Source organism: Streptomyces sp. NPDC028289 (assembly GCF_055565975.1).
In genome coordinates this window covers 597,044-622,769 of the sequence record NZ_JBVHTI010000003.1, presented here as the reverse complement: position 1 = coordinate 622,769, position 25,726 = coordinate 597,044, and the positions used below count along the sequence as shown (strand labels likewise).

At 72.2% G+C, this 25,726-nt stretch carries 25 protein-coding genes and 2 pseudogenes; 15 read left to right on the top strand and 12 right to left on the bottom strand.

Annotation, left to right across the window (positions count from 1 at the left end):
• Positions 1 to 15: 15 nt before the first annotated feature.
• Positions 16 to 810 carry an enoyl-CoA hydratase/isomerase family protein gene (locus tag ACZ4UV_RS17030; protein ID WP_451022498.1) on the bottom strand — a complete coding sequence of 265 codons (795 nt, stop codon included), beginning with the start codon at positions 808 to 810 and terminating at the stop codon, positions 16 to 18.
• A gap of 214 nt (positions 811 to 1,024) precedes the next feature.
• On the opposite strand from ACZ4UV_RS17030, the gene ACZ4UV_RS17025 reads away from it, so the two are divergent.
• A complete protein-coding gene (locus ACZ4UV_RS17025; protein ID WP_451022499.1) occupies positions 1,025 to 1,582 on the top strand; it encodes a hypothetical protein in 558 nt (185 codons plus the stop codon).
• On the opposite strand, the gene ACZ4UV_RS17020 is transcribed toward ACZ4UV_RS17025, so the two are convergent.
• Both ACZ4UV_RS17020 and ACZ4UV_RS17015 read right to left on the bottom strand, forming a co-directional pair.
• Positions 1,557 to 2,663 (bottom strand): adenylate/guanylate cyclase domain-containing protein, encoded by a 1,107-nt coding sequence (locus ACZ4UV_RS17020; RefSeq protein WP_351485238.1) that lies wholly within the window; start codon positions 2,661 to 2,663, stop codon positions 1,557 to 1,559. The genes ACZ4UV_RS17025 and ACZ4UV_RS17020 overlap by 26 nt on opposite strands.
• A 340-nt stretch (positions 2,664 to 3,003) precedes the next feature.
• Entirely contained in the window at positions 3,004 to 3,879 is an 876-nt protein-coding gene (locus tag ACZ4UV_RS17015; RefSeq protein WP_451016826.1) for a biotin--[acetyl-CoA-carboxylase] ligase, read from the bottom strand.
• Between the two features lie 110 nt (positions 3,880 to 3,989).
• Between ACZ4UV_RS17015 and ACZ4UV_RS17010 the strand changes: the two genes are divergently transcribed.
• The 4 genes from ACZ4UV_RS17010 to ACZ4UV_RS16995 all read left to right on the top strand — a co-directional run bounded on the left by ACZ4UV_RS17010 (position 3,990) and on the right by ACZ4UV_RS16995 (position 6,699).
• Positions 3,990 to 5,573 (top strand): acyl-CoA carboxylase subunit beta, encoded by a 1,584-nt coding sequence (locus ACZ4UV_RS17010; protein ID WP_451016827.1) that lies wholly within the window; start codon positions 3,990 to 3,992, stop codon positions 5,571 to 5,573.
• 9 nt (positions 5,574 to 5,582) lie between these two features.
• Positions 5,583 to 5,792 (top strand): acyl-CoA carboxylase epsilon subunit, encoded by a 210-nt coding sequence (locus ACZ4UV_RS17005; protein ID WP_451016828.1) that lies wholly within the window; start codon positions 5,583 to 5,585, stop codon positions 5,790 to 5,792.
• 138 nt (positions 5,793 to 5,930) lie between these two features.
• Entirely contained in the window at positions 5,931 to 6,059 is a 129-nt protein-coding gene (gene mmpB / locus ACZ4UV_RS17000) for a morphogenic membrane protein MmpB (protein WP_093499434.1), read from the top strand.
• Between the two features lie 37 nt (positions 6,060 to 6,096).
• Entirely contained in the window at positions 6,097 to 6,699 is a 603-nt protein-coding gene (locus ACZ4UV_RS16995) for a Maf family protein (protein WP_451016829.1), read from the top strand.
• Here the strand turns inward: ACZ4UV_RS16995 and ACZ4UV_RS16990 are convergent.
• The gene (locus ACZ4UV_RS16990; protein ID WP_451016830.1) at positions 6,671 to 7,225 is read right to left on the bottom strand and encodes a hypothetical protein; all 555 of its coding nucleotides are present in this window, start codon (positions 7,223 to 7,225) and stop codon (positions 6,671 to 6,673) included. The two genes, ACZ4UV_RS16995 and ACZ4UV_RS16990, sit on opposite strands and share 29 nt — an antisense overlap.
• A gap of 373 nt (positions 7,226 to 7,598) precedes the next feature.
• Between ACZ4UV_RS16990 and ACZ4UV_RS16985 the strand changes: the two genes are divergently transcribed.
• Both ACZ4UV_RS16985 and ACZ4UV_RS16980 read left to right on the top strand, forming a co-directional pair.
• Positions 7,599 to 9,371 carry an acetyl/propionyl/methylcrotonyl-CoA carboxylase subunit alpha gene (locus ACZ4UV_RS16985; protein WP_451016831.1) on the top strand — a complete coding sequence of 591 codons (1,773 nt, stop codon included), beginning with the start codon at positions 7,599 to 7,601 and terminating at the stop codon, positions 9,369 to 9,371.
• Between the two features lie 77 nt (positions 9,372 to 9,448).
• Complete coding sequence (locus ACZ4UV_RS16980; RefSeq protein WP_451016832.1) at positions 9,449 to 10,015, top strand: TetR/AcrR family transcriptional regulator; 567 nt, start codon at positions 9,449 to 9,451, stop codon at positions 10,013 to 10,015.
• Positions 10,016 to 10,100: 85 nt separating this feature from the next.
• Here the strand turns inward: ACZ4UV_RS16980 and ACZ4UV_RS16975 are convergent, their stop codons facing one another.
• Positions 10,101 to 11,066, bottom strand: coding sequence for a DeoR/GlpR family DNA-binding transcription regulator (locus ACZ4UV_RS16975; protein WP_351485251.1), 966 nt, complete (start codon positions 11,064 to 11,066; stop codon positions 10,101 to 10,103).
• Between the two features lie 166 nt (positions 11,067 to 11,232).
• Entirely contained in the window at positions 11,233 to 12,681 is a 1,449-nt protein-coding gene (locus ACZ4UV_RS16970) for an NAD(P)H-quinone dehydrogenase (RefSeq protein ID WP_351485252.1), read from the bottom strand.
• A 97-nt stretch (positions 12,682 to 12,778) separates the two neighbouring features.
• Between ACZ4UV_RS16970 and ACZ4UV_RS16965 the strand changes: the two genes are divergently transcribed.
• The 5 genes from ACZ4UV_RS16965 (at position 12,779) to ACZ4UV_RS16945 (ending at position 17,917) form a co-directional block, all read left to right on the top strand.
• A complete protein-coding gene (locus ACZ4UV_RS16965) occupies positions 12,779 to 13,219 on the top strand; it encodes a gamma-glutamylcyclotransferase family protein (RefSeq protein WP_390044379.1) in 441 nt (146 codons plus the stop codon).
• A 49-nt stretch (positions 13,220 to 13,268) separates the two neighbouring features.
• Positions 13,269 to 13,547 carry a hypothetical protein gene (locus ACZ4UV_RS16960; RefSeq protein ID WP_351485255.1) on the top strand — a complete coding sequence of 93 codons (279 nt, stop codon included), beginning with the start codon at positions 13,269 to 13,271 and terminating at the stop codon, positions 13,545 to 13,547.
• Between the two features lie 149 nt (positions 13,548 to 13,696).
• The gene (locus tag ACZ4UV_RS16955; RefSeq protein WP_351485257.1) at positions 13,697 to 14,521 is read left to right on the top strand and encodes a purine-nucleoside phosphorylase; all 825 of its coding nucleotides are present in this window, start codon (positions 13,697 to 13,699) and stop codon (positions 14,519 to 14,521) included.
• 421 nt (positions 14,522 to 14,942) lie between these two features.
• Entirely contained in the window at positions 14,943 to 16,574 is a 1,632-nt protein-coding gene (locus ACZ4UV_RS16950; protein ID WP_467838627.1) for a phospho-sugar mutase, read from the top strand.
• Positions 16,575 to 16,732: 158 nt separating this feature from the next.
• The gene (locus tag ACZ4UV_RS16945; protein WP_390044375.1) at positions 16,733 to 17,917 is read left to right on the top strand and encodes a hypothetical protein; all 1,185 of its coding nucleotides are present in this window, start codon (positions 16,733 to 16,735) and stop codon (positions 17,915 to 17,917) included.
• A gap of 642 nt (positions 17,918 to 18,559) precedes the next feature.
• Here the strand turns inward: ACZ4UV_RS16945 and ACZ4UV_RS16940 are convergent.
• Positions 18,560 to 19,285 (bottom strand): alpha/beta fold hydrolase, encoded by a 726-nt coding sequence (locus ACZ4UV_RS16940; protein ID WP_467838624.1) that lies wholly within the window; start codon positions 19,283 to 19,285, stop codon positions 18,560 to 18,562.
• 382 nt (positions 19,286 to 19,667) lie between these two features.
• On the opposite strand from ACZ4UV_RS16940, the gene ACZ4UV_RS16935 reads away from it, so the two are divergent.
• Positions 19,668 to 20,126, top strand: coding sequence for a TIGR03618 family F420-dependent PPOX class oxidoreductase (locus tag ACZ4UV_RS16935; protein WP_451016848.1), 459 nt, complete (start codon positions 19,668 to 19,670; stop codon positions 20,124 to 20,126).
• Here ACZ4UV_RS16935 and ACZ4UV_RS16930 read toward each other — a convergent pair.
• Both ACZ4UV_RS16930 and ACZ4UV_RS16925 read right to left on the bottom strand, forming a co-directional pair.
• Positions 20,126 to 20,272, bottom strand: a pseudogene (locus tag ACZ4UV_RS16930) (IS982 family transposase); the annotation flags it as partial. The gene ACZ4UV_RS16935 and the pseudogene ACZ4UV_RS16930 overlap by 1 nt on opposite strands.
• A 109-nt stretch (positions 20,273 to 20,381) precedes the next feature.
• On the bottom strand, positions 20,382 to 21,356 hold the full coding sequence (locus tag ACZ4UV_RS16925; RefSeq protein ID WP_467838621.1) for a quinone oxidoreductase family protein: 975 nt from the start codon (positions 21,354 to 21,356) through the stop codon (positions 20,382 to 20,384).
• A gap of 102 nt (positions 21,357 to 21,458) precedes the next feature.
• On the opposite strand from ACZ4UV_RS16925, the gene ACZ4UV_RS16920 reads away from it, so the two are divergent.
• Positions 21,459 to 21,791 (top strand): ArsR/SmtB family transcription factor, encoded by a 333-nt coding sequence (locus ACZ4UV_RS16920; RefSeq protein ID WP_451016836.1) that lies wholly within the window; start codon positions 21,459 to 21,461, stop codon positions 21,789 to 21,791.
• 181 nt (positions 21,792 to 21,972) lie between these two features.
• Here the strand turns inward: ACZ4UV_RS16920 and ACZ4UV_RS16915 are convergent, their stop codons facing one another.
• Positions 21,973 to 22,611 (bottom strand): nucleotidyltransferase domain-containing protein, encoded by a 639-nt coding sequence (locus ACZ4UV_RS16915; protein WP_451016837.1) that lies wholly within the window; start codon positions 22,609 to 22,611, stop codon positions 21,973 to 21,975.
• 522 nt (positions 22,612 to 23,133) lie between these two features.
• Here ACZ4UV_RS16915 and ACZ4UV_RS16910 point away from each other — a divergent pair.
• On the top strand, positions 23,134 to 23,898 hold the full coding sequence (locus ACZ4UV_RS16910; protein ID WP_451016838.1) for an SDR family NAD(P)-dependent oxidoreductase: 765 nt from the start codon (positions 23,134 to 23,136) through the stop codon (positions 23,896 to 23,898).
• On the opposite strand, the gene ACZ4UV_RS16905 is transcribed toward ACZ4UV_RS16910, so the two are convergent.
• Positions 23,885 to 24,508 carry a TetR/AcrR family transcriptional regulator gene (locus tag ACZ4UV_RS16905; RefSeq protein ID WP_451016839.1) on the bottom strand — a complete coding sequence of 208 codons (624 nt, stop codon included), beginning with the start codon at positions 24,506 to 24,508 and terminating at the stop codon, positions 23,885 to 23,887. The genes ACZ4UV_RS16910 and ACZ4UV_RS16905 overlap by 14 nt on opposite strands.
• A 184-nt stretch (positions 24,509 to 24,692) precedes the next feature.
• Positions 24,693 to 25,715, bottom strand: a pseudogene (locus ACZ4UV_RS16900) (SDR family oxidoreductase).
• Positions 25,716 to 25,726: the final 11 nt, after the last annotated feature.

The following is a 25,726-nucleotide window of genomic DNA, read 5'->3' as shown; positions in this document are numbered from 1 at the left end:
CGGCCCACCCGCACCTCACTCCCCCGGCCACTGCGGCGGACGCTTCTCGTTGAACGCCGCCACGCCCTCCGCCCGGTCCCCCGAGAACGCCACCGTCCGCCACGCCGCGTCCTCGACCTCCAGCCCCGTCCGCAGATCGAGCCCGTGCCCCAGCCGCAACGCCCGCTTCGCCGCCCGTAGCCCCACCGGCGAGTTCGCCGCCATCCGCGCCGCCAGCTCCAGCGCCGCCTCGCCGTCCCGCCCCGCCTCCACCAGCTCGTCGACCAGACCCAGCGCACGCGCCTCCGGCGCCTCCACCCGCCGCGCCGAGAAGACCAGCTCGGCCGCCCGCGCCGCCCCCACCCGACGCGGCAGCAGCTGCGTACCGCCGCCGCCCGGGATCACGCCCACCGACACCTCGGGCAGGCCCACCACGGCCGTAGCGTCGGCCACGATCACGTCGCAGGACAGGGCCAGTTCGAAGCCCCCGCCGAGCGCGTAGCCGTGCACGGCGGCGATCGTCGGCATCGGCAGCTCCAGCACGCCGGTGTACGCCCCACGGGACAGCGGCCGCGACCGGAGCAGCTCCGCGTCGCTCATCGCGTTGCGCTCCTTCAGGTCGGCGCCGACACAGAACGCCCGCTCGTGCGAGGAGGTCAGCACGACCACCCGGGCGTCCCGGTCGGCGGCCAGCGCGGCGCACGCGGCGATGACCGAGCGGGCCATCGCCGTCGACACCGCGTTCATCGCCTTGGGCCGGTCCAGCACGAGTTCCGCGACGTGCCCGTGCCGCCGTACCAGCACGAACTCCCCGTACCGCTCCTCGCTCATGTCAGTCACCCTCCGCTCGACCCGGCTACGGGTTAACGCCTGTTAACTCCCCGATCATCGCAGCCGGGGCAGGCCGGAGGAAAGGGGCACCGACCCGTCGCGGACACCCTCGTTCGAGTGACATCCCGGGAGACTCCCGGCGCACGCCCCACGAGAGCGCATAACGTGCGCTCGCCACGGCGCATCGGGGGGCGCGCAGCGGGGAGGGAACCTCATGACAGGAATGCCGGCAGCCAGTCGCCGGGGACGGCACCGCAAGCCCCGGCCCCGCAAGCTGCTGTTCGCCGCCGGAGGGCTGGCGCTGGCCGCCGGTGCGCTGAGCCTCGTACGGATCACGTCGGACGGCGGCGGTGTCGGCGCACCCGGCACGGCGGAGGCGGAGCCCCGCCTCGATCCGACCGCCGAGGCCACGGACCGCTCCGCGAACGCGGCCGCCACCGTCGGTACGGTCCTCAGGGCTACGCCCTCGGCGGCCACCGTCATGGGCGGCGAGAGCACGGCACCGACGGCCACCGCATCGCGTACGGCCGCCGCGTCACCGTCCTCCGCCTCGCCCACCGCACTGCCCGGCACCGGGACCGGGACGGTGCCGACCACCATCCCGACGGCCCCGACCCGGCCGACGGGCACTCCGCCGCCACCGGCCGCGAGCCCCTCGCCCACGCCGACGCCGACGCCCAGCGCGCATCAGCCCGGCAGCGGGGTCTGCCTGCCGGTCGTCGGCCTGTGCGTGGACCCGCTCGCGGCTACGGCTCCCCGTCCCGGCGCGTGAGCAGCCAGGGTTCCACGACCCCCAGGCCACGCACCGGACGCTGCCACATCGGCTGCAGCGCGAAGCGGTACGTCGGGGGCTCCTCGCCCTCCTTCTCGGCGGTCGCCGCCTCCTCCGCGGCGGCCGCCTCCGAGGCCGGCGCCTCCCCGACCCGGATCAGCTCCTCGGCGAACGCGCTGTCGACGAGCACGGCGTCGCGCGGGGCTATGGAGGTGAGACGGGAGGCGAGGTTCACGGTCGTACCGAAGACATCACCCATTCGGGTGGTCACGGTGCCGAAGGCCATGCCGACCCGCAGCTCCGGCATCGTCTCGTCGTTCGCCATGGTCTCGACCAGGCGCAGCGCGATGTCGGCGGCGATACCCGCGTCGTCGGCGACGTACAGGACCTCGTCGCCGAGGGTCTTGATGAGGCGGCCGCCGCGGGCCGCCACCAGGTCGGCGGCGGTGGTCTCGAAGGCCTCGACCAGTTCGCCGAGTTCCTCCTCCTCCATGCGCCGGGTCAGCCGGGTGAACCCCACGAGGTCGGCGAAGCCGACGGCGAGGCGGCGGTCGACCATCTCCTCGTCGTCGGTGGCCTGCACGACCCGGCCGGCCGACGCGGCGAGCTGGCGGCGCCAGACGTAGACGAGGAACTCCTCCAGCTCGGGCAGGAGCAGTTCGACGATCGGGTACGTCACCTCGGTACGGGTCATGCCCGGCTCGGGCGGCTCGGTCAGGCCCTCCAGGAAGGAATCCATCTGCCACTCCGCCAGACGGGCGGTGGTCTGCCCCGTGGACCGCGCCACCTGCACGGCCATGGCCTCGCTGAGCAGCCCCGCCTCGACGAGGCCGGCGAGCCGGCGCAGGGCCAGCACGTCGGCCTCCGTCAGCGCCTTGGCCTGCCCGATGTCCGCGAAGCCCATCGCCCGCCAGAACCGCGACGCCAGCTCCATGGAGACGCCGGCGCTGCGGGCCGCCTGGAAGGGGGTGTAGCGGCGCTCGGCCCCGAGGATCAGGCCTTCGAGACGCAGCGCGAGGGGGTCCTCGCCGGAGTCGGCGGCGTCCGCGCCCTCGCCGGAGCCCGTGTCGTCGACGGTCACGCCTGCTGCCCTTCCGATCTACCGCGGTCGCATACCGACCGGCCTCAACTCTACGGCAGCTGTGCGGTAGCTCACTTCGTGAGGAAAGCCGACATCGGGGTGGTGAGGGGTCGATTTCCTGGTGCGGGTGGGTGGGGGCCGGCCGCGCAGTTCCTCCCCCAGCCTTCGGCCGGGGGTACCCCCAGCGCCCCTTACGGGGCGCTTCGCCCGCCGCATCTCCCCAGCCGCGGGCAGTCGTGCCTCCCCCAGTGCCTTAAGGGCCTGGGAGGTGCCCCCAGGGCGGCACGGGTGGGCGCGGGCAGCACCCGGCAAGCGCCGGTAAGCGTCCCCACCCCCGCCCTCACGCAGGCCGCAGGTGCACGATGTCCCCCGCCCCCACCGGCTCCTGAACCCCTTCCTTCGTGGCGATCACCAGTCTCCCGTCGCCGTCGATCGCCACCGCCTCGCCGACCAGCGACCGGTCCCCGGGCAGCTCCGCCCGCACCGACCGGCCCAGCGTCGCGCAGCCCGCCGCGTACGCCTCCTGGAGCCCGCTCACGGCCGGATCGCCGCCTGCCGCGCGCCAGCGCCCGTACCAGTCCTCCAGGGACCGCAGGACGGCCCTCAGCAGCGTCTCCCGGTCCGTGCTCACCGCCCCGGCCAGGGCCAGCGAACCGGCCTGCGGCACCGGCAGCTCCGCCGCGCGGAGCGTGACGTTGATGCCGACGCCGACCACCACCCCGTCCTCGCCGGCCCGCTCCGCGAGAATGCCCCCGGCCTTGCGCTCCTCCTCACCGACGGTGACCAGGAGGTCGTTCGGCCACTTGAGCGCCGTGTCGACGCCCGCGCCCCGCGCCAGCCCCGTCGCCACCGCCACCCCCGTCAGCAGCGGCAGCCAGCCCCAGCGGGCCACCGGCACCTCGGCCGGCTTCAGCAGCACCGAGAAGAACAGCCCCGAGCGGGCCGGCGCCGTCCACTGCCGGTCCAGCCGGCCCCGGCCCGCCGTCTGCTCCTCGGCGACGAGGACCGCGCCCTCGTCGGCGCCCTTCGACACGGCCCGGGCCACGAGGTCGGAATTGGTGGACCCGGTGCTGTCCACGACCTCGATGTCGGAGTAGAGGCCCCCGTGGCCGCCGTCCCGCACCAGGGCCCTGCGCAGCCCCGCCCCGTTCAGCGGTGGACGGTCCAGGTCGGACCAACGACTGTTGTTCGCATCTGCTGCGTCTCGCGGCGTCATGCAAGCCACCCTAGGTGTGTTGTACGCCGCACTGCCGTTTGGTATGCGCCCCACTACTCTACGGATGAGTAACCGTCCCCCCTTTTGAGCAGGCAGGGAGCCGCATCCCGATGTCCGAGCCGGAAGAGATCGACATTCACACGACCGCGGGGAAGCTCGCGGATCTCCAGCGCCGTGTCCACGAAGCGACACACGCCGGTTCGGAGCGCGCCGTAGAAAAGCAGCACGCCAAGGGCAAGCTGACGGCCCGTGAGCGGATCGAGCTGCTCCTCGACGAGGGCTCCTTCATCGAGCTGGACGAGTTCGCCCGGCACCGCTCCACCAACTTCGGCCTGGAGAAGAACCGCCCCTACGGGGACGGCGTCGTCACCGGGTACGGCACGGTCGACGGCCGCCCCGTCGCCGTCTTCTCGCAGGACTTCACCGTCTTCGGCGGCGCCCTCGGCGAGGTCTACGGCCAGAAGATCGTGAAGGTCATGGACTTCGCCCTGAAGACCGGCTGCCCGGTCATCGGCATCAACGACTCCGGCGGGGCCAGGATCCAGGAGGGGGTCGCCTCCCTCGGCGCGTACGGCGAGATCTTCCGCCGCAACACCCACGCCAGCGGCGTGATCCCGCAGATCTCGCTCGTCGTCGGCCCCTGCGCCGGCGGTGCCGTGTACTCCCCGGCCATCACCGACTTCACGGTCATGGTCGACCAGACGTCCCACATGTTCATCACCGGACCGGACGTCATCAAGACGGTCACCGGCGAGGACGTCGGCTTCGAGGAGCTGGGCGGCGCCCGGACCCACAACTCCGTCTCCGGCGTGGCCCACCACATGGCCGGCGACGAGAAGGACGCCGTCGAGTACGTCAAGCAGCTGCTGTCGTACCTGCCGTCCAACAACCTCTCCGAGCCCCCGGTCTTCCCCGAGGAGGCCGACCTCACGGTCACCGACGAGGACCGCGAGCTGGACACCCTGGTCCCGGACAGCGCGAACCAGCCGTACGACATCCACACGGTGATCGAACACGTCCTCGACGACGGCGAGTTCTTCGAGACGCAGGCCCTGTTCGCCCCGAACATCGTCACCGGCTTCGGCCGCGTGGAGGGCCACCCGGTCGGCATCGTCGCCAACCAGCCCATGCAGTTCGCCGGCTGCCTGGACATCAAGGCGAGCGAGAAGGCCTCCCGCTTCGTCCGCACCTGCGACGCCTTCAACGTCCCGGTCATCACCTTCGTCGACGTCCCCGGCTTCCTGCCCGGCGTCGACCAGGAGCACGACGGCATCATCCGCCGCGGTGCCAAGCTGATCTACGCCTACGCCGAGGCCACCGTCCCCCTGATCACCGTGATCACCCGCAAGGCCTTCGGCGGCGCCTACGACGTCATGGGCTCCAAGCACCTGGGCGCCGACCTCAACCTCGCCTGGCCCACCGCCCAGATCGCCGTCATGGGCGCCCAGGGCGCCGTCAACATCCTGCACCGCCGCACCATCGCGGAGGCGGACGACGTAGAGGCCACCCGGGCGCAGCTCATCCGGGAGTACGAGGACACCCTCCTCAACCCCTACACGGCGGCCGAACGCGGCTACATCGACGCCGTCATCATGCCGTCGGACACCCGCCGCCACGTCGTACGCGGCCTGCGCCAGCTCCGCACCAAGCGCGAGTCCCTGCCCCCGAAGAAGCACGGCAACATCCCCCTGTAAGGAGCCGCTGTGACGATCAAGGTCATACGGGGCAACCCGACCCCGGAGGAACTGGCCGCCGCCCTGGCGGTGGTGCGGGCCCGCGCGGCGGCCCTGGCAGCCGTCCCGCCCCGCACCCCACCGGCAACGAGCGCCTGGTCCGACCCGGGCCGCATCGCCCAACACCGGGTCCCGTCCCCGAGCCCGAGCGCATGGACCCGCACCTACTGGCCGAGCTGACGGCAAAAGAGCAGGGGCGCTGGGGGTACCCCCGGCCGAAGGCTGGGGGAGGAACCGCGCACCCAAGCGGAACCCCGGGCCCCAATCTGAGTACCCCTACTCAGGCGCCCGAGGTCGGCCAAGCCTCACGCTGGTGACATGCTGTGGTCGGACCCCGAAGACGAGCCGCCGAAGGACCTGCAGGACATGCAGAACACCCTCCGGCGGCTCGGCGTCTTCCTGGCCCTGGTGATGGTCGTCCTGATGATCGTGCTCGGCGTGAGGTGAGCGACCCTCTGTCGGCCCTCACCGATACGCTGCCCCCATGCGCAGACTCGTCCTCGCCTCCCAGTCCCCCGCCCGGCTGAACCTCCTGCGCCAGGCGGGTCTCGCCCCCGAGGTGATCGTCAGCGGCGTCGACGAGGACGCCGTCACCGCCCCCACCCCCGCCGAGCTGGCCCTCGCCCTCGCGGAGGCGAAGGCCTCCGTCGTCGCTGCCCGCCCCGACGTCCAGGGCGCGATCGTGATCGGCTGCGACTCGGTGCTGGACCTGGACGGCCAGGCCCTCGGCAAGCCGGCGGACGCCGAGGAGGCCACCGCCCGCTGGAAGTCGATGCGCGGCCGGGCCGGCACCCTGCAGACCGGGCACTGCGTCTGGGACACGGCGAGCAAGCGCTGGGTGTCGGCGACCGCGTCCACGGTCGTGCGGTTCGGCGAGCCCACCGACGAGGAGATCGCCGCGTACGTCGCCACCGGCGAACCCCTCTACGTGGCGGGAGCGTTCACCCTGGACGGCCGCAGCGCGCCGTTCGTCGAGGGCATCGACGGCGACCACGGCAACGTGATCGGCATCAGCCTCCCCCTGGTCCGCCGGCTGCTGGCGGAGCTCGGCGTCGGCATCACGGAGTTGTGGGCGCCGGCGGAGTGAACGGCCCCGCGGGCGGCGTGTCGCCCTTCGCCTCCGCTCCCGATCCTGCTCCCGGCTCCGGCTCCGGGTCGCTCGCGGGTCCCGCACCGCCCTCGTCCCCGCCGTCGGCCTCCGCCCCGGCCCCACCGGCCCCGTCCACCCGGTCGTACGTCATCAGCAGCAGCACGACGAGCGCGAGGACGACCACCATGAACAGGAAGGCCCGCCACCCGATCAGCCCCCACGACACGGCGCCCAGGAGGGCATGCACGACCGCGACACTGATCAGCAGCACCCGGCCGAGGCCGGCGGGCGGCCGGTTGCGGACGGCGACCAGCAGGGCCACCAGGCCACACAGCGCGAAGTAGAGGCCGAAGACCACGGCACCGGCCTTCGCGGACATCGACATCCGGTCCGGGTCGAGACCGGCCAGGGACATGTCCTGACGGTCGACCACCACTCCCATGAACCAGTTGAGTGCCGCGATGCCCACTGCCTCGGCGAAGAGTATGACCGCCACGACCCACGCCACCGGTCTGCGCACCACCGGCCCCACCCACTTTCGATCTCGGCTCGACCAAGCCGGTGTTACTTGAAGTTCGTTCAAGACATCGCGAACGCTACTAACGGGTAAACCCGGGGACAAGGGTTCGGTCGGCAGCAAAGAAACGTTGGGCCATTCGTAGGGACTCAACAAAGAAACGTTGTGGGGCGCGGCACGCTCTCACAGAGACCTTGACCACATGACGGGGCTAGGGTTTCCCGAAGGAGCCCTGCGTACCGAGGTGCGACAAGGGATTTCCCGGGTCGGGTGAGCTTCGCATCACGCTCCGTGTGGGCAAGGTCACCATTGGGGACGGGTCGAAGTGCCGTGTCGGCAGTCCCTAAACTCGGCTTGTTTCAAGGAGGGAGCCTCAATCGTGCGCAAGGTGCTCATCGCCAACCGTGGCGAAATCGCTGTCCGCGTGGCCCGGGCCTGCCGGGACGCCGGGATCGCGAGCGTGGCCGTCTACGCGGACCCGGACCGGGACGCTCTGCATGTCCGCGCCGCGGATGAGGCGTTCGCCCTGGGCGGTGACACCCCCGCCACCAGCTACCTGGACATCCAGAAGGTGCTCAACGCCGCCCGCGAAGCAGGCGCGGACGCCGTCCACCCGGGCTACGGCTTCCTCTCCGAGAACGCGGAGTTCGCGCAGGCGGTCCTGGACGCGGGCCTGACCTGGATCGGACCGCCGCCGCAGGCCATCCGCGACCTCGGCGACAAGGTGGCCGCCCGGCACATCGCCCAGCGCGCCGGCGCGCCCCTGGTGGCCGGCACCCCGGACCCGGTCTCGGGCGCCGACGAGGTCGTGGCGTTCGCCGAGGAGCACGGCCTGCCGATCGCCATCAAGGCGGCCTTCGGCGGCGGCGGACGCGGCCTGAAGGTCGCCCGCACCCTCGAAGAGGTCCCGGAGCTGTACGACTCCGCCGTCCGTGAGGCGGTGGCCGCCTTCGGCCGCGGCGAGTGCTTCGTGGAGCGCTACCTGGACCGCCCCCGGCACGTGGAGACCCAGTGCCTGGCCGACACCCACGGCAACGTGGTCGTCGTCTCCACCCGTGACTGCTCGCTCCAGCGCCGCCACCAGAAGCTGGTCGAGGAGGCCCCCGCGCCGTTCCTCTCCGAGGCCCAGGTCGCCGAGCTGTACCGCGCCTCCAAGGCCATCCTGAAGGAGGCCGGCTACGTCGGCGCGGGCACCTGCGAGTTCCTGGTCGGCCAGGACGGCACGATCTCCTTCCTGGAGGTCAACACCCGCCTCCAGGTCGAGCACCCGGTGACCGAGGAGGTCGCCGGCATCGACCTGGTCCGCGAGATGTTCCGCATCGCCGACGGCGAGGCCCTCGGCTACGACGACCCCGAGCTGCGCGGCCACTCCTTCGAGTTCCGCATCAACGGCGAGGACCCGGGCCGCAACTTCCTGCCCGCCCCCGGCACCGTCACCCGCTTCGACGCCCCCACCGGCCCCGGTGTCCGCCTGGACGCGGGAGTGGAGGCCGGCTCGGTCATCGGCCCCGCCTGGGACTCTCTCCTGGCCAAGCTGATCGTCACCGGCCGCACCCGTGCGGAGGCCCTGCAGCGGGCCGCCCGCGCGCTGGACGAGTTCCAGGTCGAGGGCATGGCCACGGCGATCCCGTTCCACCGCGTCGTCGTCCGTGACCCGGCGTTCGCCCCCGAGCTGACCGGCTCCGAGGACCCCTTCACGGTCCACACCCGCTGGATCGAGACCGAGTTCGTCAACGAGATCAAGCCCTTCACCGCCCCGGCCGACGCCGAGGCCGAGGAGGAGGCCGGCCGCGAGACGGTCGTCGTCGAGGTCGGCGGCAAGCGCCTGGAGGTCTCCCTCCCGGCGTCCCTGGGTATGACCCTGGCCCGCACCGGCCTCGCCGCCGGCGCCAAGCCGAAGCGCCGCGCCGCCAAGAAGTCCGGCCCGGCCGCCTCCGGCGACACCCTCGCCTCGCCCATGCAGGGCACGATCGTCAAGGTCGCGGTCGAGGAGGGCCAGGAGGTCAAGGAGGGCGACCTGATCGTCGTACTCGAGGCGATGAAGATGGAGCAGCCCCTCAACGCCCACAAGGCCGGCACCGTCAAGGGCCTCGCGGCCGAGGTCGGCGCCTCCCTCACCTCCGGCGCCGTGATCTGCGAGATCAAGGACTGACGCCACCCCGCACCACACCGCCCGGCGAACGTCACCCGTTCGCCGGGCACCCGACTTTCTGGAACGTGGAACGCCCCATGCGCGCCGACGCCCGCCGAAACCACGACCGGCTGCTGGCCGAGGCCCGCACCGTGTTCGCCGAGCACGGCACGGACGCCTCGCTGGAGGACGTGGCCCGCCGGGCGGGCGTGGGCATCGGCACCCTCTACCGCCACTTCCCGACCCGGGGCGCCCTGATGAGCGCGGTCTTCGAGGACGCGGTGAGTGAACTCCTGGCCAGAGCCCGCGAGTTGCAGACCGCTCCCGACCCCTGCCAGGCCCTGCTGACCTGGCTCCACGAGGTGGTCGTCCACGCAGCGGCGTACCGGGGCCTGTCGAGGGCCCTGATGTCGGCCTCACCGGCCTCGGCCCTGTCCCGCTGCGGCACCCCGATGCGCGAGGCGGGAGCAGCCCTGCTGACCCGAGCTCAGAAAGCGGGCACGGTACGGGCCGACGTACAGATCACCGACCTGCTCCAACTCACCCACGCCATCGCCCTGGCAGCGGAGGAGTCACCGGAAGACCCGCAGTTGGCGGACAGACTGCTGACCCTGACCCTGAAGGGACTCAAACCTGAGAAACCCAGGGGCGCGGGGCTGTATTGATATGCGGCTCCGCCGCGTGGGCGCGACCAGCCATATGGGCCCCGCACCCGCCCACGAGCCCCACCCCTACGGCGACCAGGCACCCTCACCGCCGCCGCATATCGGCAACCCGCCCCCGCTCGCCCCCCGTCGGCGGCTCTCCCTGGAGCATCGAAGCCGACCGCAACCCCGCCCCCGGCCCCTGACTCCGCCGCGGCCCCGGCAGGGCGACGTCCCGACGCTGTTGATGCTGCTGCCGCGCCGGGACCTGATCACCCCCCGGGTTTCCCGACGCCCCGGCCACGGCGATCTGCACCCCCTGGTCGGCAAGGGCCTGCAGCTCGGTGACCGCACGGTCGTCGTGGGGCGGCGGCTCGTCGGTGACCAGCCGGGTGATGACATCGGTCGGCACGGTCTGGAACATCGTGTCCGTACCGAGCTTGGTGTGGTCGGCGAGGATGACGACCTCCGCGGCGGCCTGCACCAGCGCCCGGTCGACGGACGCCGACAGCATGTTGGACGTGGACAGCCCCCGCTCGGCCGTCAGGCCGCTCCCCGACAGGAAGGCCTTCGACACGCGCAGCCCCTGCAGGGACTGCTCCGCACCGGAGCCGACGAGCGCGTAGTTGGAGCCCCGCAGGGTCCCGCCGGTCATCACGACCTCGACCCGGTTGGCGTGGGCCAGCGCCTGCGCCACCAGCAGCGAGTTGGTGACGACGGTCAGGCCGGGCACTCTCGCCAGCCGGCGGGCGAGCTCCTGCGTGGTGGTACCCGCCCCGACCACGATGGCCTCGCCCTCTTCGACGAGGCCCGCGGCGAGATCGGCGATGGCCGTCTTCTCGGCGGTCGCGAGATGAGATTTCTGCGGAAAGCCGGACTCCCGCGTGAACCCGCCCGGCAGTACCGCACCGCCGTGCCGGCGGTCGAGGAGTCCTTCTGCCTCCAGTGCGCGCACGTCCCGCCGTACGGTCACTTCGGAGGTCTGGACGACGCGGGCGAGCTCACGGAGCGACACGGCCCCGTTCGCTCGCACCATTTCGAGGATCAATTGGCGACGTTCTGCAGCGAACACGAAACTGACAGTAACCCCAACGACCGTCTGCTTTCAGCAGTTTGCGCCGAATAGCAGAAGTTGTTCGCACAGCAGGGTCAGGAGTGGTATAGGGCCTACCCCGCCCGACTATGCCGTACGCATGCCCGACAACTCCCCGTGACCAGCGGGGAGTCGGTTCCGGCCGTCAGAGTTCGCTGCCGGTCTTCCGGGTGTGCAGCTGCCGCGCCACCTCGGCGATCGACCCCGAAAGGGAGGGATACACGGTGAACGCGTTCGCGATCTGTTCGACCGTCAGATTGTTGTCGACGGCGATCGAGATCGGATGGATCAGCTCCGAGGCCCGCGGCGAGACGACCACACCGCCCACCACGATCCCGGTGCCCGGCCGGCAGAACATCTTCACGAAGCCGTCCCGGATGCCCTGCATCTTCGCGCGCGGGTTGCGCAGCAACGGCAGCTTCACGACCCGGGCGTCGATCTTGCCGGCGTCCACATCGGCCTGCGTGTACCCGACCGTCGCGATCTCCGGGTCGGTGAAGACGTTCGACGACACGGTCTTCAGGTTCAGCGGGGCCACCGCGTCGCCCAGGAAGTGGTACATGGCGATCCGCCCCTGCATGGCGGCCACCGACGCCAGCGCGAACACACCCGTCACGTCACCGGCGGCGTACACCCCCGGAGCCGTCGTCCGGGACACCTTGTCGGTCCAGATGTGCCCGGAGTCGCGCAGCTTGACGCCGGCCTCCTCCAAGCCCAGCCCCGCACTGTTCGGAATGGCACCGACGGCCATCAGACAGTGCGAACCGCTGATGACCCGCCCGTCCGCGAGCGTCACCTCGACCCGGTCCCCGACCCGCTTGGCCGCGGCCGCCCGCGACCGCGCCATGACGTTCATGCCACGGCGCCGGAACACGTCCTCCAGGACGGCGGCCGCGTCCGGGTCCTCACCCGGCAGCACCCGGTCCCGCGAGGACACCAGCGTGACCCGCGACCCGAGCGCCTGGTACGCACCGGCGAACTCGGCACCGGTCACACCCGACCCGACCACGATCAGCTCTTCGGGCAGCTCGGTCAGGTCGTACACCTGCGTCCAGTTCAGAATCCGCTCGCCGTCGGGCAGGGCGTCGGGCACCTCCCGCGGATGCCCGCCGGTCGCGATCAGCACCGCGTCCGCGACAAGAGTCTCCTCACTGCCGTCCGCAGCGCTGACGACGACCTTGCGCGACCCGTCCAGGGCCTGCATGCCCTCCAGCCGCCCACGCCCGCGCATGACCCGCGCACCCGCACGCGTCACCGAGGCCGTGATGTCGTGCGACTGCGCCAGCGCCAGCCGCTTCACACGCCGGTTGACCTTCCCCAGATCGACGCCCACCACCCGCGCCGCCTGCTCCAGCGGCGGGGTGTCATCGGCGACGATGATCCCCAGCTCCTCGTACGACGAGTCGAAGGTCGTCATGACCTCGGCCGTAGCGATAAGGGTCTTCGACGGCACGCAGTCGGTCAGCACCGACGCTCCGCCCAGACCGTCGCAGTCGACGACGGTCACCTCCGCGCCGAGCTGCGCGGCCACCAGCGCCGCTTCATAGCCGCCGGGTCCGCCACCGATGATCACGATCCGAGTCACGTACTCCATTGTCCCGCACGCTTCAAGGTGCTACTGCCCGGGGGGCCGCGCCCGGCGCCTCCCGGGACGGGAGTGACACCCGTGACGCCTGCCGTACCCTCTCTCCATGTCGTCGCTCTACGCCGCGTACGCCGGCAATCTCGACGCGCGGCTGATGTCCCGCCGCGCCCCGCACTCGCCCCTGCGCGCCACCGGGTGGCTGAACGGATGGCGGCTGACCTTCGGCGGCGAGCAGATGGGCTGGGAGGGCGCCCTGGCGACGATCGTCGAGGACCCGATGTCCCAGGTCTTCGTCGGTCTCTACGACATCGCCCCGATGGACGAGGAGTCCATGGACCGCTGGGAGGGCGTCGGCCTGGGCATCTACCGCCGCGCACGCGCACGCGTGCACACCCTGGAGGGCGAGGAGACCGCCTGGCTCTACGTCCTCGACGGCTACGAGGGCGGCCTGCCCTCGGCCCGTTACCTGGGCGAGATCGCCGACGCAGCGGAATCCGCGGGCGCCCCACACGATTACGTGATGGAGCTGCGCAAGCGACCCTGCTGAGACGCCGCGTCCCTACACTTGTGTGACCGACGCACCAACGGGAGAGCAGATGTCCCCCACCACGTACGACGTCTACTACACCGTGCAGGCCGCGGCCGCCCGCGACCGGCTGGAGGACCGTCAGCGCATCGCGTTCGACAAGGGCATCGCCCTCCTCGCACGCGACCCCTTCCTCTCCGTGTCCCGCCCCATAAGCTCCACGGGGGACGACCGGACCATCCGTCTCACCCAGAACGTCCTCGTGGAGTACACGGTCAGCCGTGGCCGCCTGCTGATCTTCATCGTCGAGGTCTTCAACGACAAGGACGTCCTCGTCACCGACGAGTGACCGCACGCCGAAAGCCACACAGACCCCTCACAGCAACCACAAAAGTTGCCCTGCGTCACGCCCCTCGTCGGAAACGACAAGACAACGATCGCAATCCCATGAGCTCCGTCATCTACGCGCGTAGGCCCGGACCGGCTACTCTCGTCGGCGTGAACGCATCTCTTCTTCCGGACGACATCCAGGGCGACCCCCACGCCGCCGCCGACGCGGCCGCCGCCCGCCTGCGCGAACTCACGGGCGCCGACACCCACGACGTCGCCCTCGTGATGGGCTCCGGCTGGGCGCCGGCCGTCGACGCCCTGGGCGCTCCCGACGCCGAGTTCCAGGTCACCGAGCTGCCCGGCTTCCCGCCGCCGGCCGTAGCGGGACACGGCGGCAAGATCCGCTCGTACTCCTCCGGTGACAAGCGCGCGCTGGTCTTCCTGGGCCGCACGCACTACTACGAGGGCCGGGGCGTCGCCGCCGTCGCCCACGGCGTCCGCACCGCCGTGGCCGCGGGCTGCAAGACGATCATCCTCACCAACGGCTGCGGCGGCCTGCGCGAGGGCATGCGCCCCGGCCAGCCGGTCCTCATCAGCGACCACATCAACCTGACGGCGACCTCCCCCATCATCGGCGCCAACTTCGTCGACCTCACCGACCTCTACTCCCCCCGCCTGCGCGCCCTGTGCAAGGAGATCGACCCCAGCCTCGAAGAGGGCGTCTACGCGCAGTTCCCCGGCCCGCACTACGAGACGCCGGCCGAGATCCGCATGGCCCGCGTGATCGGGGCGGACCTGGTGGGCATGTCGACGGTCCTGGAGGCGATCGCTGCGCGCGAGGCGGGCGCCGAGGTCCTCGGCATCTCCCTCGTCACCAACCTCGCCGCGGGCATGACGGGCGAGCCCCTGAACCACGAGGAGGTCCTCCAGGCGGGCCGCGACTCGGCGGCACGCATGGGCGAGCTGCTCGCCCAGGTGCTGGGCAGGCTCTGAGGACGCCATCCGGGTTGCCACGCACGGTCCGACCGCGTCCACAGGCCCGTCGTGGCCCCTCGAAGTTCGCCGCGCCCCTTACGGGGCGCTGCACTCACCCCCGCCGAAAAGCGGACGGGACCCTGCAGCCACCCCCGCCGAAAAGCGGACGGGACGCTGCTGCCACCCCCGCCAGACAGGTGCCGTCCCCGGCCCCCGGCGGGTTGCAGCCGCCCACGGCGGGGAGGGGACGGGGCGGGGAGTTCCCGCCCGCAGTGGCCGGCGTCGGTCGACCCGCACGGCACGAGAGACAGCACCGCCGGTCCGAGGACGGGGACTTCCCGCCCCGGCCCCGACCCACCACCACCCGTAGGCGCTACGCGCACCCCCACCGAAGCCGCGGATGCGCCGCAGGCACACCACGAGAGGTTGGACGACGACCGTGCACGACGATCTCATCGCCCGGGCCCGAGCCTGGCAGACCGAGGACCCCGACCCGGAGACCCGCGACGAGCTCGCCAAGCTCATCGACTCCGGTGACCTCACCGAACTGTCGGCCCGCTTCAGCGGCACCCTCCAGTTCGGCACCGCAGGCCTCCGCGGCGAGCTCGGCGCCGGCCCGATGCGCATGAACCGCGCCGTCGTCATCCGCGCCGCCGCCGGCCTCGCCGCGTACCTGAGGAACCACGGCCAGGGCACCGGCACCGTCGTCATCGGCTACGACGCCCGCCACAAGTCCGCCGACTTCGCCCGCGACACCGCCGCGGTCATGACGGGCGCCGGCCTCAAGGCCGTCGTACTCCCCCGCCCCCTCCCCACCCCCGTCCTCGCGTTCGCCATACGGCACCTCGGCGCGGTCGCCGGTGTGGAGGTCACCGCCAGCCACAACCCGCCCCGCGACAACGGCTACAAGGTCTACCTCGGCGACGGCTCCCAGATCGTCCCGCCCGCCGACGCGGAGATCGCAGCCGAAATCGACGCCATCACAAGCCTCCACGACGTCCCCCGCCCCGACACCGGCTGGGAAACCCTCGACGACACGGTCCTGGAGGCCTACCTGGCCCGTACGGACGCCGTCCTCTCCCCCACCACCCCCCGCACCGCCCGCACGGTCTACACGGCCATGCACGGCGTCGGCAAGGACACCCTCCTCGCCGCCTTCGCCCGCGCCGGTTTCCCCGCCCCCACCCTCGTCCCCGAGCAGGCCGACCCGGACCCGGACTTCCCGACCGTCGCCTTCCCCAACCCGGAAGAGCCCGGCGCGATGGACCTCGCCTTCGCGAAGGCCCGCGAGACCGACCCCGACCTGATCATCGCCAACGACCCCGACGCCGACCGCTGCGCCGCGGCCGTCAAGGACGACGGCGAGTGGCGCATGCTCCGCGGCGACGAGGTCGGCTGCCTCCTCGCCGCCCACCTGGTCCGCCGCGGCGCCACCGGCGTCTTCGCCGAGTCGATCGTCTCCTCCTCGCTCCTCGGCCGCATCGCCGAGAAGGCGGACCTCCCCTACGAGGAGACCCTCACCGGCTTCAAGTGGATCGCCCGCGTCGACGGCCTGCGCTACGGCTACGAGGAGGCCCTCGGCTACTGCGTCGACCCCGACGGCGTCCGCGACAAGGACGGCATCACCGCGGCCCTCCTGATCACCGAACTGGCCTCCGTCCTCAAAGAGGAGGGCCGCACCCTCCTCGACCTCCTCGACGACCTCGCCGTGGAGCACGGCCTGCACGCGACCGACCAGCTCTCGGTCCGCGTCGAGGACCTCTCCGTCATCGCACAGGCCATGCGGACACTCCGCGAGCACCCCCCGACCGAACTCGCCGGCCTCCCGGTCACCAAGGCCGAGGACCTCACCCGGGGCACGGACAGGCTGCCCCCCACCGACGGTCTCCGCTACACCCTCACCGGCGCCCGGGTCGTCGTCCGCCCGAGCGGCACCGAGCCGAAGCTGAAGTGCTACCTGGAGGTAGTGGTCCCCGTGGCGGACCACTCCGCCCTCCCCGCGGCCCGCGCGCAGGCCACCCGGACCCTGGCCGCGATCAAGCGGGACCTCTCCACAGCAGCAGGCATCTGACGCCGTAGGGGTGCCTCTTGGCCAGGGGCACCCCTACGGGTGATTTCGCCACGGCGACCGACCCACCCACCGCGCCCCGCCCCGGCTCCCGGGGAACGGTGATCCGGTACCGCCCGTCCGGTACCGCCCGCCGCAGCCGTCGTACTGGAGCCGCCGCCGTGTCCTCGACCGCCCCCGACACCGCCCCCCGCGGGCACATCCCGGGCACCCGACGACCCCACCTCCCCACCACGGCCGTGCCCCGCCACGCCCTGCGCCGGGCGGCTCCCGCACTCACCGCGTATCTCGCCGTACGCCTCACCGGCCTGGTGTTCCTCGCCGTCTGGGCGCACCGGCGCCACCACGGCGTGTGGCCGATACTGGCGACGCAGTGGGACTCCCGCTGGTACCTGGGCATCGCGGACCACGGGTACACCCACCTGCTCGGCACCGCGTACGACCACAACAACCTGGCGTTCTTCCCGTTGTACCCGCTCCTGGTCAAGGCCGTCGCGGTCCTGACCCCGGGCACCCGGGCCAGCACCGGCCTGGCCCTCTCGTGGCTGGCCTCGCTCTTCGCGGCCTGGGGCGTGTTCGCGGTGGGCGACCGGCTGGCCGGCCGCCGGGTCGGCATCCTGCTCACCGTGCTGTGGGCGGCGTACCCGGTGGGTCTGGTCCAGTGGATGGGCTACACCGAATCCCTCTTCACGGCGTTCGCCGCATGGGCGCTGTACGCGGTGCTGACCGGGCGCTGGCTGTACGCGGCGGCCGGCTCGGTCCTCGCCGGCCTGACCCGGCCGACCGGCATCGCCGTGGCCGCCGCCGTCACCGTGACCGCCCTGCTCTCCCTCCGCACCCGCTTCTCGCCCCGCGCCCTGACGGCGGCCCTGGTGGCCCCCCTCGGCTGGTGCGCGTACGTCGGCTGGGTGGGCGTCAGACTCCACCGCTGGGACGGCTACTTCGCCGTACAGCGGATGTGGCACAACGAACTGGACGGCGGCGCGGAGACCCTGCGCTGGCTGCGGCACCTGTTCGGGCAGGTCTCGCGCCCGGAGCTGTTCCTGGTCGTGGTGAGCCTGACGATGCTGGCCTCCGTGGTGCTGTTCGGGCTCGCGGTGTGGGACAGGCAACCGCTCCCGCTGCTCGTCTTCACCGCGGTCCTGCTGCTGATCGTGGTGGCCAGCGGCGGCGTCTACTTCCCGCGCGCCCGCTTCCTCCTCCCCGGCTTCCCGCTGCTGCTGCCGGTGGCCGGGTATCTCGCCCGCGCCTCGACACGCGTACGCGTGCTCGCCCTGACGGCGGCCGTCGCGGGCTCGGCGTACTGCGGGGCGTACATGCTGCTGGTGTGGCCGAGTGCACCGTGACCGGTCGGTCCCGTACGAGGTGGCTGAACCCCGTGTCCGGCCCCACGCACGACTGGAGGGTGAGGTCGCCCCGGTAGAGCCCGGCGGCCGGGGCACCGCGGCCCGGGGTGACGCAGGTGGCGTACACGGTGTAGGACCAGGTGCCGCGCGGGGTGCCGATGGTGACCCGGGCGCCGACGCGGAGGGGGGCGAACGGGTCGAAGCCGCAGTAGTCGTGGCCGACGATCACGACGGTCCGCATCTCGTAGCCGTCCGCGGCGCCGATGTCGGATCCTGCCCACCGCACGGCGTCCCGGCAGGCGTCCACCTCGTCCTGCCCGCCGCGGATCACGCCCGCGGACCAGGTACCGATCCGGATGGTGGTACCGGCGGCACCCGCGACGGCCTTGGGCGTCGCGGCCGCGGAGGCGGAGACCGGGGCGGTGGGCCCCCGGGACGGGGTGACCGGCACCCGCCGGGACAGATCCGGGCCCGGCACCCGGCCGCCCGCCCCCGCGACCAGCACCCCCGCCGCCAGCACCCCGCCGACCCGACCGGCACCCGGCCACCGCCACCCCGTCACCCGAAACGCCCGTTCACGGCGCCGCCACCAAGGCTCTCGTCCTGCCCGCAGATCCAGGGCCCGCCTGTCCCGCGCGCACGTCATGGCCCGTGCCCGCCCTCATGCTCGGCAGGGGGACGCAGGGGTTCCTCCAGGAACGCCGAGACCGCTGCGGTGAACGCCTCCGGCGCTGCGCGGTGGATCAGATGTCCGACCGGGATGGCGACCAGTCGGCCGCCGGGGATGCGGCGGGCGAGTTCGGCGACGCCGTCCTGGGGGACATGGCTCTGTGGGCCGCCCGCGAGCACGAGGGTCTCCGCGGTGATCCGGCCGAGCCCCTCCAGCCATCTGGGATCGGGCTGGTCGATCTGGCGCCTGACGGCCAGAACCATCTCCCAGTCGAAGGTCAGGGCGCCGTCCGGCCTGGCCGGGGTGGCCGGCTTCCGGGGACGAGGGACCGGCACGTCCTCCAGGACGAGCCGGCTCACCCGCCGCGGATGGTCCGCCGCGAGCAGGTAGGCCACGACCCCGCCCATCGAGTGCCCGATCAGATCCACCGGTCCAAGTCCCCGGGCATCCAGGAACCGGAGCACGTCGGCCCGCATGAGTTCGAGCGAGTAGTTCCCCGGCCAGTCGCTCCGGCCGTGACCGCGAAGATCGAGGGCATACGCCCTCCGGTTCCGGGCGAGGACGGGCAGCACTGCCTCCCAATCGGTGGCATCCTCGCCCAGCGCGTGCAAGAGGACGAGCGGCGGAGCATCCGAAGGACCCGACGTCCGGCAGGCCAACCGGGCCTTGTTGATGTCGACCGATCGTCGATCAACCATGGCCGGAGGATATGCGGACGGGGCCTGCCCCCGTACCCGCGTTCACCAGCAGCCGAACCACCGTCCCCGGTCAGCGGTCCGGGTGCTCGGCCACACGGTTCCGGCCCCGATCTTCGACAGCCGGCGATGCCGTACGCCGTCAACCCGTTGGCCCGCCAAGCAGGTCGGGTGGGGTCTGCTGCCGCTCGGCAGCTCCCCCGAAGGGGCGCGGGGCCGTATGGGACGTGCAGCCTCCGCTGCGTGGGCGCCACCAGCCAGGACGGCGCCGCGGCCGAACGACGCCCCCCTGGCAATGCCGGCGGAGCGCCTGGGGTCTTTCGTGAACGCGGTCTTGGGGTCACGTCCATGAAATGCCGTGGCGGCCAAGGAGGTTGATCACGTCATGACTCAAGGACCAGCACCTCGCCGACTGTCCGACGACGCCCTCTCCACCCTGCTTGGCAAGGAGCAGTTCGGCACACTCGCCACCGTTAAGCGCGGTGGCCATCCCCACCTGACCACCATGCTGTACAGCTGGGATCCCGAAGCGCGCATGGTGCGGTTCTCGACGACGGCCGACCGGGTCAAGGTCGGGCATCTGCGGCGTAACCCGCGTGCGGCGCTTCATGTGCAAGGTGGCGACGTGTGGTCGTTCGCTGTCGCTGAAGGCGAGGCCGAGGTCTCCGAGAGCACCGCCTTTCCCGGCGACGCAGTCGGGCGGGAACTCCTCGGGATGATCCCGCAAGCAGCGAAGCCAGAAGATGAAGGTGCGTTCCTGGAGCAGCTGGTTGCCGAGCGCCGGGTAGTCATCCGGTTGAAGGTGGACCGCCTGTACGGCACGGCGCTCGACATCGACAGCTAGACGACCCGTACGTCGTCGCTCCACACCGAGGTGGTGGTGGCCGGGATCCGGTTGACGCTTCGCATCGGACCGGCGGCCTTGCGCAGCCACTTGTCGTAGCCGGGCCGCCGGGGCAGGTAGGGGAAGAGGTGGCGCAGGTGGGCACGGAGGTCCGCGCTGGTCACAGCCACTCGGTCGGCTGGGACCGGAATGGTCGCCTGGATGCGGCGCTTTCGCAGGTAGGCCCGGTTGTTGCAGTCGTACGCCTTGTCCGCCCTAGCCCGCGACCCGCAGCAGGAGCTTCCCGGTACTTGTCCGGGCACCCATCAGGCGGTGCGCCTCCGCCGCCTCCTCCAGGGCGAACTCGGCCGTGACCGGCAGGGTCACGGTGCCGTCCGCCGCCTTCGCGAAGGCCCGGGCGGACAGCTCCCGCAGCACGTCGGGCGCCGTCTGCGCCAGCGTCAGGATGGAGAAACCGGCGACCGACAGGCCCCGCGGATACAGCTCCGGCTGGCCCGCCGTCCAGGCCGGTTCGCCGCTCGCGTTGCCGTAGGAGACCAGGCGGCCGAAGCGGGCCAGGGACGCCAGGCTCGCGCGCAGCGTCCTGCCGCCGACGGGGTCGAGGGCGAGGTCGACGCCCCGGCCGCCGGTGGCCTCCCGGACCTGCTCCTCGAAGTCGCCGACGAAGACCTCGTCGTAGCCGTGGTCGCGCGCGTACGCCGCCTTCGCCGCGCTCGACACCACGCCGTACACCGCGGCCGCGCCCGCCGCCTTCGCCAGTTGCCCGGCCGCCGTGCCGACCCCGCCCGCCGCGCCCTGCACGAGGACGGTCTCGCCGGGCTGGAGGCGCCCGACGGTGTGGACGAGGGCGTATGCCGTCGGCAGGACGGACGGGAGCGTGGCTCCGGTGCGCAGGTCCGCCCCCGCCGGCAGCGCGAAGACCGTCGCCGCCTCCGTCACGACCACGTCCGCGTAGGCGCCGCCCTGCGTCAGCGCGGCCACCTCCTGGCCGACGACGAGGTCCGTGACCCCGGCGCCGAGGGCCCTGACCCGGCCCGAGACCTCCAGCCCCGGACGGAACGGCAGCCCCGGCACGCGGTAGCCCTCCGAACGCGCCTTGAGGTCGGCGAAGTTCACGCCCACGTACGCCACGTCGATGCTCACCTCACCGGGGCCCGGCTCGGGGACCTCCGCCTCGACCGCCTTCAGGACCTCCGGACCGCCGTACTCCTGCACCTCGACCGCGCGCATGGCACACACCCCTCAGCGAGTGTTCAACATGAATCGAACACTCGGGAGTGTATGGTTTTCATCGAACACTCGGCAAGCGGAAACGGCGACGAGGAGGACGGCATGACCGGCACGAGCCACCGGGCCGCCCCCGAGCACACCCACCCCGACGAGGTACCCGTCCTCACCGCGCTCGCCGCCCTCGCCGACCCCGTACGTCTCACGCTCGTCAGGGAGCTGGCCGCCAGCGCCGAGTGGTCCCGCACCTGCGGCAGCTTCGACGTCCCCGTCGGCAAGGCCGCCCTCAGCCACCACTTCTCCGTCCTGCGGGCGGCCGGCCTCGTCGAACAGCGCGACGAGGGTCCGCGCCGAGTCAACCGCCTGCGGCGAACGGAGTTCGACGCCCGCTTCCCGGGGCTGCTCGACCTCGTCCTGCGGCCGGAGCCGCGCCGGTAGGACCTGGGGTCACCGGCGACCCCTGTCCGCCACCGGCGAAGACGGAGCATCGAGGGTGAGCTCCGCTCCGGAGTGATCCGGCCTGCTCGTCAGGGAACGGGCGGCGGCACGGACCGGACCGGACCCGCCAGGCGGAGCGCACAGGCCCGTCGGTGTCACGCCCCGCGACTGCTCCGCGTCATTACCCCGTCAGTCTCGCCAGCCACGGGTGGCCGGGATGTGTGCGCGTCAGCCACGCGCCCAGAACGTCCCGCCGCGCCGGACTCAGCAGCGGCAGAACCCCGTCGAAGTCCGCCTGATCCTTGGGCCGGGGCTCCTTCGCCTTGAACAGCAGCACCAACTCCGGGACCAGGTAGGGGATGCCGTCCGCGGTCCTCTCGATGACCGCGTCGTACGGCAGCCGCAGGCTCTCGTCCCGCCTGCAGATCCAGGTCCCGCCCTCGTGCGGCTCACGGAAGACGTCGAAGAGGAACCGCCCGCTCGTCGGATCCCGCACCCATGTCTGGTGCGTTGCCGCGAGCACCTCGCCTCCCGCCGCCGCCCAGACCCGTCCCGAGCCCACCGCGTCGAAGACGTACTCGGGGAAGCGGTCCCGCACCTCCGCGAACCCGGCCGCCGGAATGGCGATCTCCAGATCGCCGTGCGGCCTCGACCGCTCGCCACGGAAAAGGTCCAGAGCCCACCCAGCCGCGACACACCAGGGCACGCCGACCCCATCCAGGCGGGCCGCGACCTGTTCCGGCCGCCACGGGTCCGCCCAGCGGACGGTCAGTTCGTCAGCGTCGAGAACGGCACCGCCGGGTGGCGGGGAATCAGACATCGGCACAACGTACCGCCGCGCATCACAAGATCCTTCATGCCGGATCGACGGAGGTCCGGGTCCGCTTCCTGCCCGAGCCGATCTCCACGCCTTCGCCGTCGAACTGGTCGACACCATGCGCGCCGCCGACTCGGTCGGCAACAGCGCCTCCGTCGCCCAGTTGCTCATCGCCTGGCAGCCACCACCGAGATCCACTCCGACCCCGATCTGCTGGCGGCGCTGACCAGGGATCACGGCGAGGACTACGGCCCCGCCCACGATCCTCGGGACGTCACGTGACCGCGGGCCGCGGCGACCGCGCCGCACCACCGGCGCCGGACGGCCACTGGGAGGTCCGTTTCGCCGACGCCGCCTCGGCCAAGGGCTGGGAGAACCTCGCCCGGCAAGCACGAGAGAACACCTACCGCGCCCGGATTCCCTCCCGACGCACCCGGCATGCACTTTCTGGACTTGCCGGTCCATTTTCCTCGGCGCACAGTGGTCCGCATCTGACCGCGAACCGACTGACACGGAGGGTTGATCATGGGGATGCGACTGGCGGGAAAGACCGCGCTGGTGACCGGGGCGACCAGCAACATCGGACGGGCGATCGCGGAGGCGTTCGCCGTCGAGGGGGCGCATGTCGTCGTCTCGGGGCGGAGTGCCGGGCGGGGGGCGGAGGTGGTGGACGGGATTCGCGCCCTCGGCGGACGTGCCGACTTCGTGCGGGCCGACCTGGACGGCAGCGCCGCTGCCTCGCGGGCGCTCGCCGAGGAGGCGACGCGGGTTCTGGGGGGTCGTATCGACGTGCTCGTCAACAACGCGGGCATCTACCCCGGCGACGCGACCCCCGCCACCGACGAGAAGACCTTCGACCAGGTCTACGCGGTCAACGTCAAGGCCCCGTTCTTCCTGACGGCGGCCGTCGCGCCCGCGATGGCGGAGGCCGGGGGCGGGGCGATCGTCAACCTGGGGTCCTGGATCGTACGGCTGGGCGTGCCCGTCGGCGCGCTGTACAGCTCCACGAAGGGGGCCATGGAGACGCTGACCAGGGCCTGGGCGGCGGAGTTCGGACCACGGGGGGTGCGGGTGAACGCGATCTCGCCGGGTGTGGTGCTGGCGGCGGACGCCGAGGACCTCGGTGTCGCCGAGGTCATGATGAAGGGGACGCCGGCGGGCCGGATGGGCACGCCGGCGGAGATCGCGAGCGCGGCGGTGTACCTGGCGGCCGACGAATCGTCGTTCGTGCACGGGATCGTGCTCGACGTGGACGGCGGCCGTACGACCGCGGCGGTCATCGCGACGTAGCCGCCGGGGCGGGGTCCAGGTCGCGCCGCAGGTCCGCGATCCCCTGGTCGAGGGCGGCCCGCAGGTGGGCGGACCGTCCCGTCGCCAGGAGGATGGACACGCCACCCTGGATCGCGGCGAGCAGGGCGGCCGCCCGCGCGTCGACGTCCACGTCGGCCTCGGGGCCGCAGTTCGCCCGCACCGCGCGGATGCCCGCCGCCAGGCTCTCCTGCCACTGCCGCATCAGCTCGACGACGATCGCCCGCGCGCCCGGCGTCGAGCGCCCGACCTGGAGGAACAGCGACCCGAGCGGGCAGGTGTCACCCTGTGCCTCGTAGCGGACGATCACCACGTCCCGCCACCGCTGCCAGTCCTCCCAGGAGTCGAGGCGGCCCAGATACGGCTGCTGGTCCTCCAGCACCTGCTCAGCCTCGAACCGCGCGACGGCGAGCAGCAGTTCGTCCTTGCCGTCCGGGAAGTAGTGGAAGAGCTGGCTCTTGCTGGTGCCGGTCCGTGCCATGACGTCGTCGAGGGTCACGGAGCCGACGCCCTGTTCCCGCAGTACTTCGGCGGCCCCCTCGACGATCCGGCGCCGGGTGGCCTTCCCCTTGGCCGTCAGTTCCTTGCCCATGGGCCGACCTCCGCAGAGTGGACTGTACGGTCCACTGTAGGGGTCAGCCGGCGAAGACGGTGCTCGCCAGGGCCACGCTGACGACGGTGCCGCCGATGATGCTCAGCAGGGCGTTGCGGCGCCACGGCCGGGCGTGCACGACAGCCCGCCGGAAGCGCTGCCGCAGCGACCGGTCACGAGCGGGTCAGGTCCCGATGCCGTGGGCGAGGAGGCTCTCGGCGGTCTCCGCGACGGTGTCCTCGACGGGACGCGCCCGCCGCCCGAGCAGCCGCTCCGCCTTGGCACTGGTGGCGTCGAGATCCCTGCCGAGCTGGTGCCTGAGCAGTCGCAGTTCCGGGTTCACGACGCCCAGTGCGCGCGCGAGCCACACGGGGAGTTCACGGGTGGGGACCTTCGCCGCGCGCTCACCCAGGCGGTCACGCAGAATCCGCGCGGTCTCGACGACGCGCAGGCTGTGCCCGGCGACCGCGAGGAAACGCTCGCCGGCGGCCGCCGGATCGGTCATCGCGCGCAGGTGCAGATCCGCGACGTCGCGCACGTCGACGAAGCCCATACCGAAGGGGGGACACGCGGGAACCCGCCCCTCGAGCATTCTGCGCACGACTCGCAGGGACGGCGGGTCGTCCGGGCCGAGCAGCGGCCCGAGGGCCCCCACGGGGTGAACCGCTGCCAGCTCCATACCGCCGCCCTCGTCCGCGACGAACTGCCAGGCGGCGCGCTCGGCGAGCGTCTTGGACCGCTGGTAGGACGGGATGTCGCTGTCGACGTCGGTCCAGTCCTCCTCGGTGAACGGGGTCGAGCGCGGCGGGTGCCCGATCCCGACAGCACCGAAGGCGCTCGTCAGGACGACCCGGCGCACCTTGGGCGTCGCGGGCGGCGCGCAGCACCCGCAGGACGCCCTCCCGTGCCGGCACCACCAGCTCGTCGTCGTTCGCCGGCGTACGGCGCAGGGTCGGCGAGGCGACATGAAGGACGAAGTCGCAGTCCGCCACGGCGTCGTCCCAGCCGTCGGGGTGTTCGAGGTCGGCGCGTACGACCGTGAGACGGCCGTCGTCGAACGGCGTGGCCGCGTGGAGCCGGGAGCGCAGGTCCGGCTCGCGCCGCAGGTCGCGGACCGTGGTGCGTACGGCGTACCCGGCATCGAGCAGTGCCAGGACGCACCAGCCCCGATGAATCCGGTGCCTCCGGTGACCAGTACCCGTGCCATCTGTGTCTCCT

Bases quoted from the DNA above. Each gene is read 5' to 3' on its own strand.
- ACZ4UV_RS17030 (WP_451022498.1), bottom strand. From the start codon at position 810: ATGAGCGAGGAGCGGTACGGGGAGTTCGTGCTGGTACGGCGGCACGGG.
- ACZ4UV_RS17025 (WP_451022499.1), top strand. From the start codon at position 1,025: ATGACAGGAATGCCGGCAGCCAGTCGCCGGGGACGGCACCGCAAGCCC.
- ACZ4UV_RS17015 (WP_451016826.1), bottom strand. From the start codon at position 3,879: ATGACGCCGCGAGACGCAGCAGATGCGAACAACAGTCGTTGGTCCGAC.
- ACZ4UV_RS17010 (WP_451016827.1), top strand. From the start codon at position 3,990: ATGTCCGAGCCGGAAGAGATCGACATTCACACGACCGCGGGGAAGCTC.
- mmpB (WP_093499434.1), top strand. From the start codon at position 5,931: ATGCTGTGGTCGGACCCCGAAGACGAGCCGCCGAAGGACCTGCAGGAC.
- ACZ4UV_RS16995 (WP_451016829.1), top strand. From the start codon at position 6,097: ATGCGCAGACTCGTCCTCGCCTCCCAGTCCCCCGCCCGGCTGAACCTC.
- ACZ4UV_RS16980 (WP_451016832.1), top strand. From the start codon at position 9,449: ATGCGCGCCGACGCCCGCCGAAACCACGACCGGCTGCTGGCCGAGGCC.
- ACZ4UV_RS16970 (WP_351485252.1), bottom strand. From the start codon at position 12,681: ATGGAGTACGTGACTCGGATCGTGATCATCGGTGGCGGACCCGGCGGC.
- ACZ4UV_RS16965 (WP_390044379.1), top strand. From the start codon at position 12,779: ATGTCGTCGCTCTACGCCGCGTACGCCGGCAATCTCGACGCGCGGCTG.
- ACZ4UV_RS16960 (WP_351485255.1), top strand. From the start codon at position 13,269: ATGTCCCCCACCACGTACGACGTCTACTACACCGTGCAGGCCGCGGCC.
- ACZ4UV_RS16940 (WP_467838624.1), bottom strand. From the start codon at position 19,285: ATGGTTGATCGACGATCGGTCGACATCAACAAGGCCCGGTTGGCCTGC.
- ACZ4UV_RS16935 (WP_451016848.1), top strand. From the start codon at position 19,668: ATGACTCAAGGACCAGCACCTCGCCGACTGTCCGACGACGCCCTCTCC.
- ACZ4UV_RS16925 (WP_467838621.1), bottom strand. From the start codon at position 21,356: ATGCGCGCGGTCGAGGTGCAGGAGTACGGCGGTCCGGAGGTCCTGAAG.
- ACZ4UV_RS16920 (WP_451016836.1), top strand. From the start codon at position 21,459: ATGACCGGCACGAGCCACCGGGCCGCCCCCGAGCACACCCACCCCGAC.
- ACZ4UV_RS16915 (WP_451016837.1), bottom strand. From the start codon at position 22,611: ATGTCTGATTCCCCGCCACCCGGCGGTGCCGTTCTCGACGCTGACGAA.
- ACZ4UV_RS16910 (WP_451016838.1), top strand. From the start codon at position 23,134: ATGGGGATGCGACTGGCGGGAAAGACCGCGCTGGTGACCGGGGCGACC.
- ACZ4UV_RS16905 (WP_451016839.1), bottom strand. From the start codon at position 24,508: ATGGGCAAGGAACTGACGGCCAAGGGGAAGGCCACCCGGCGCCGGATC.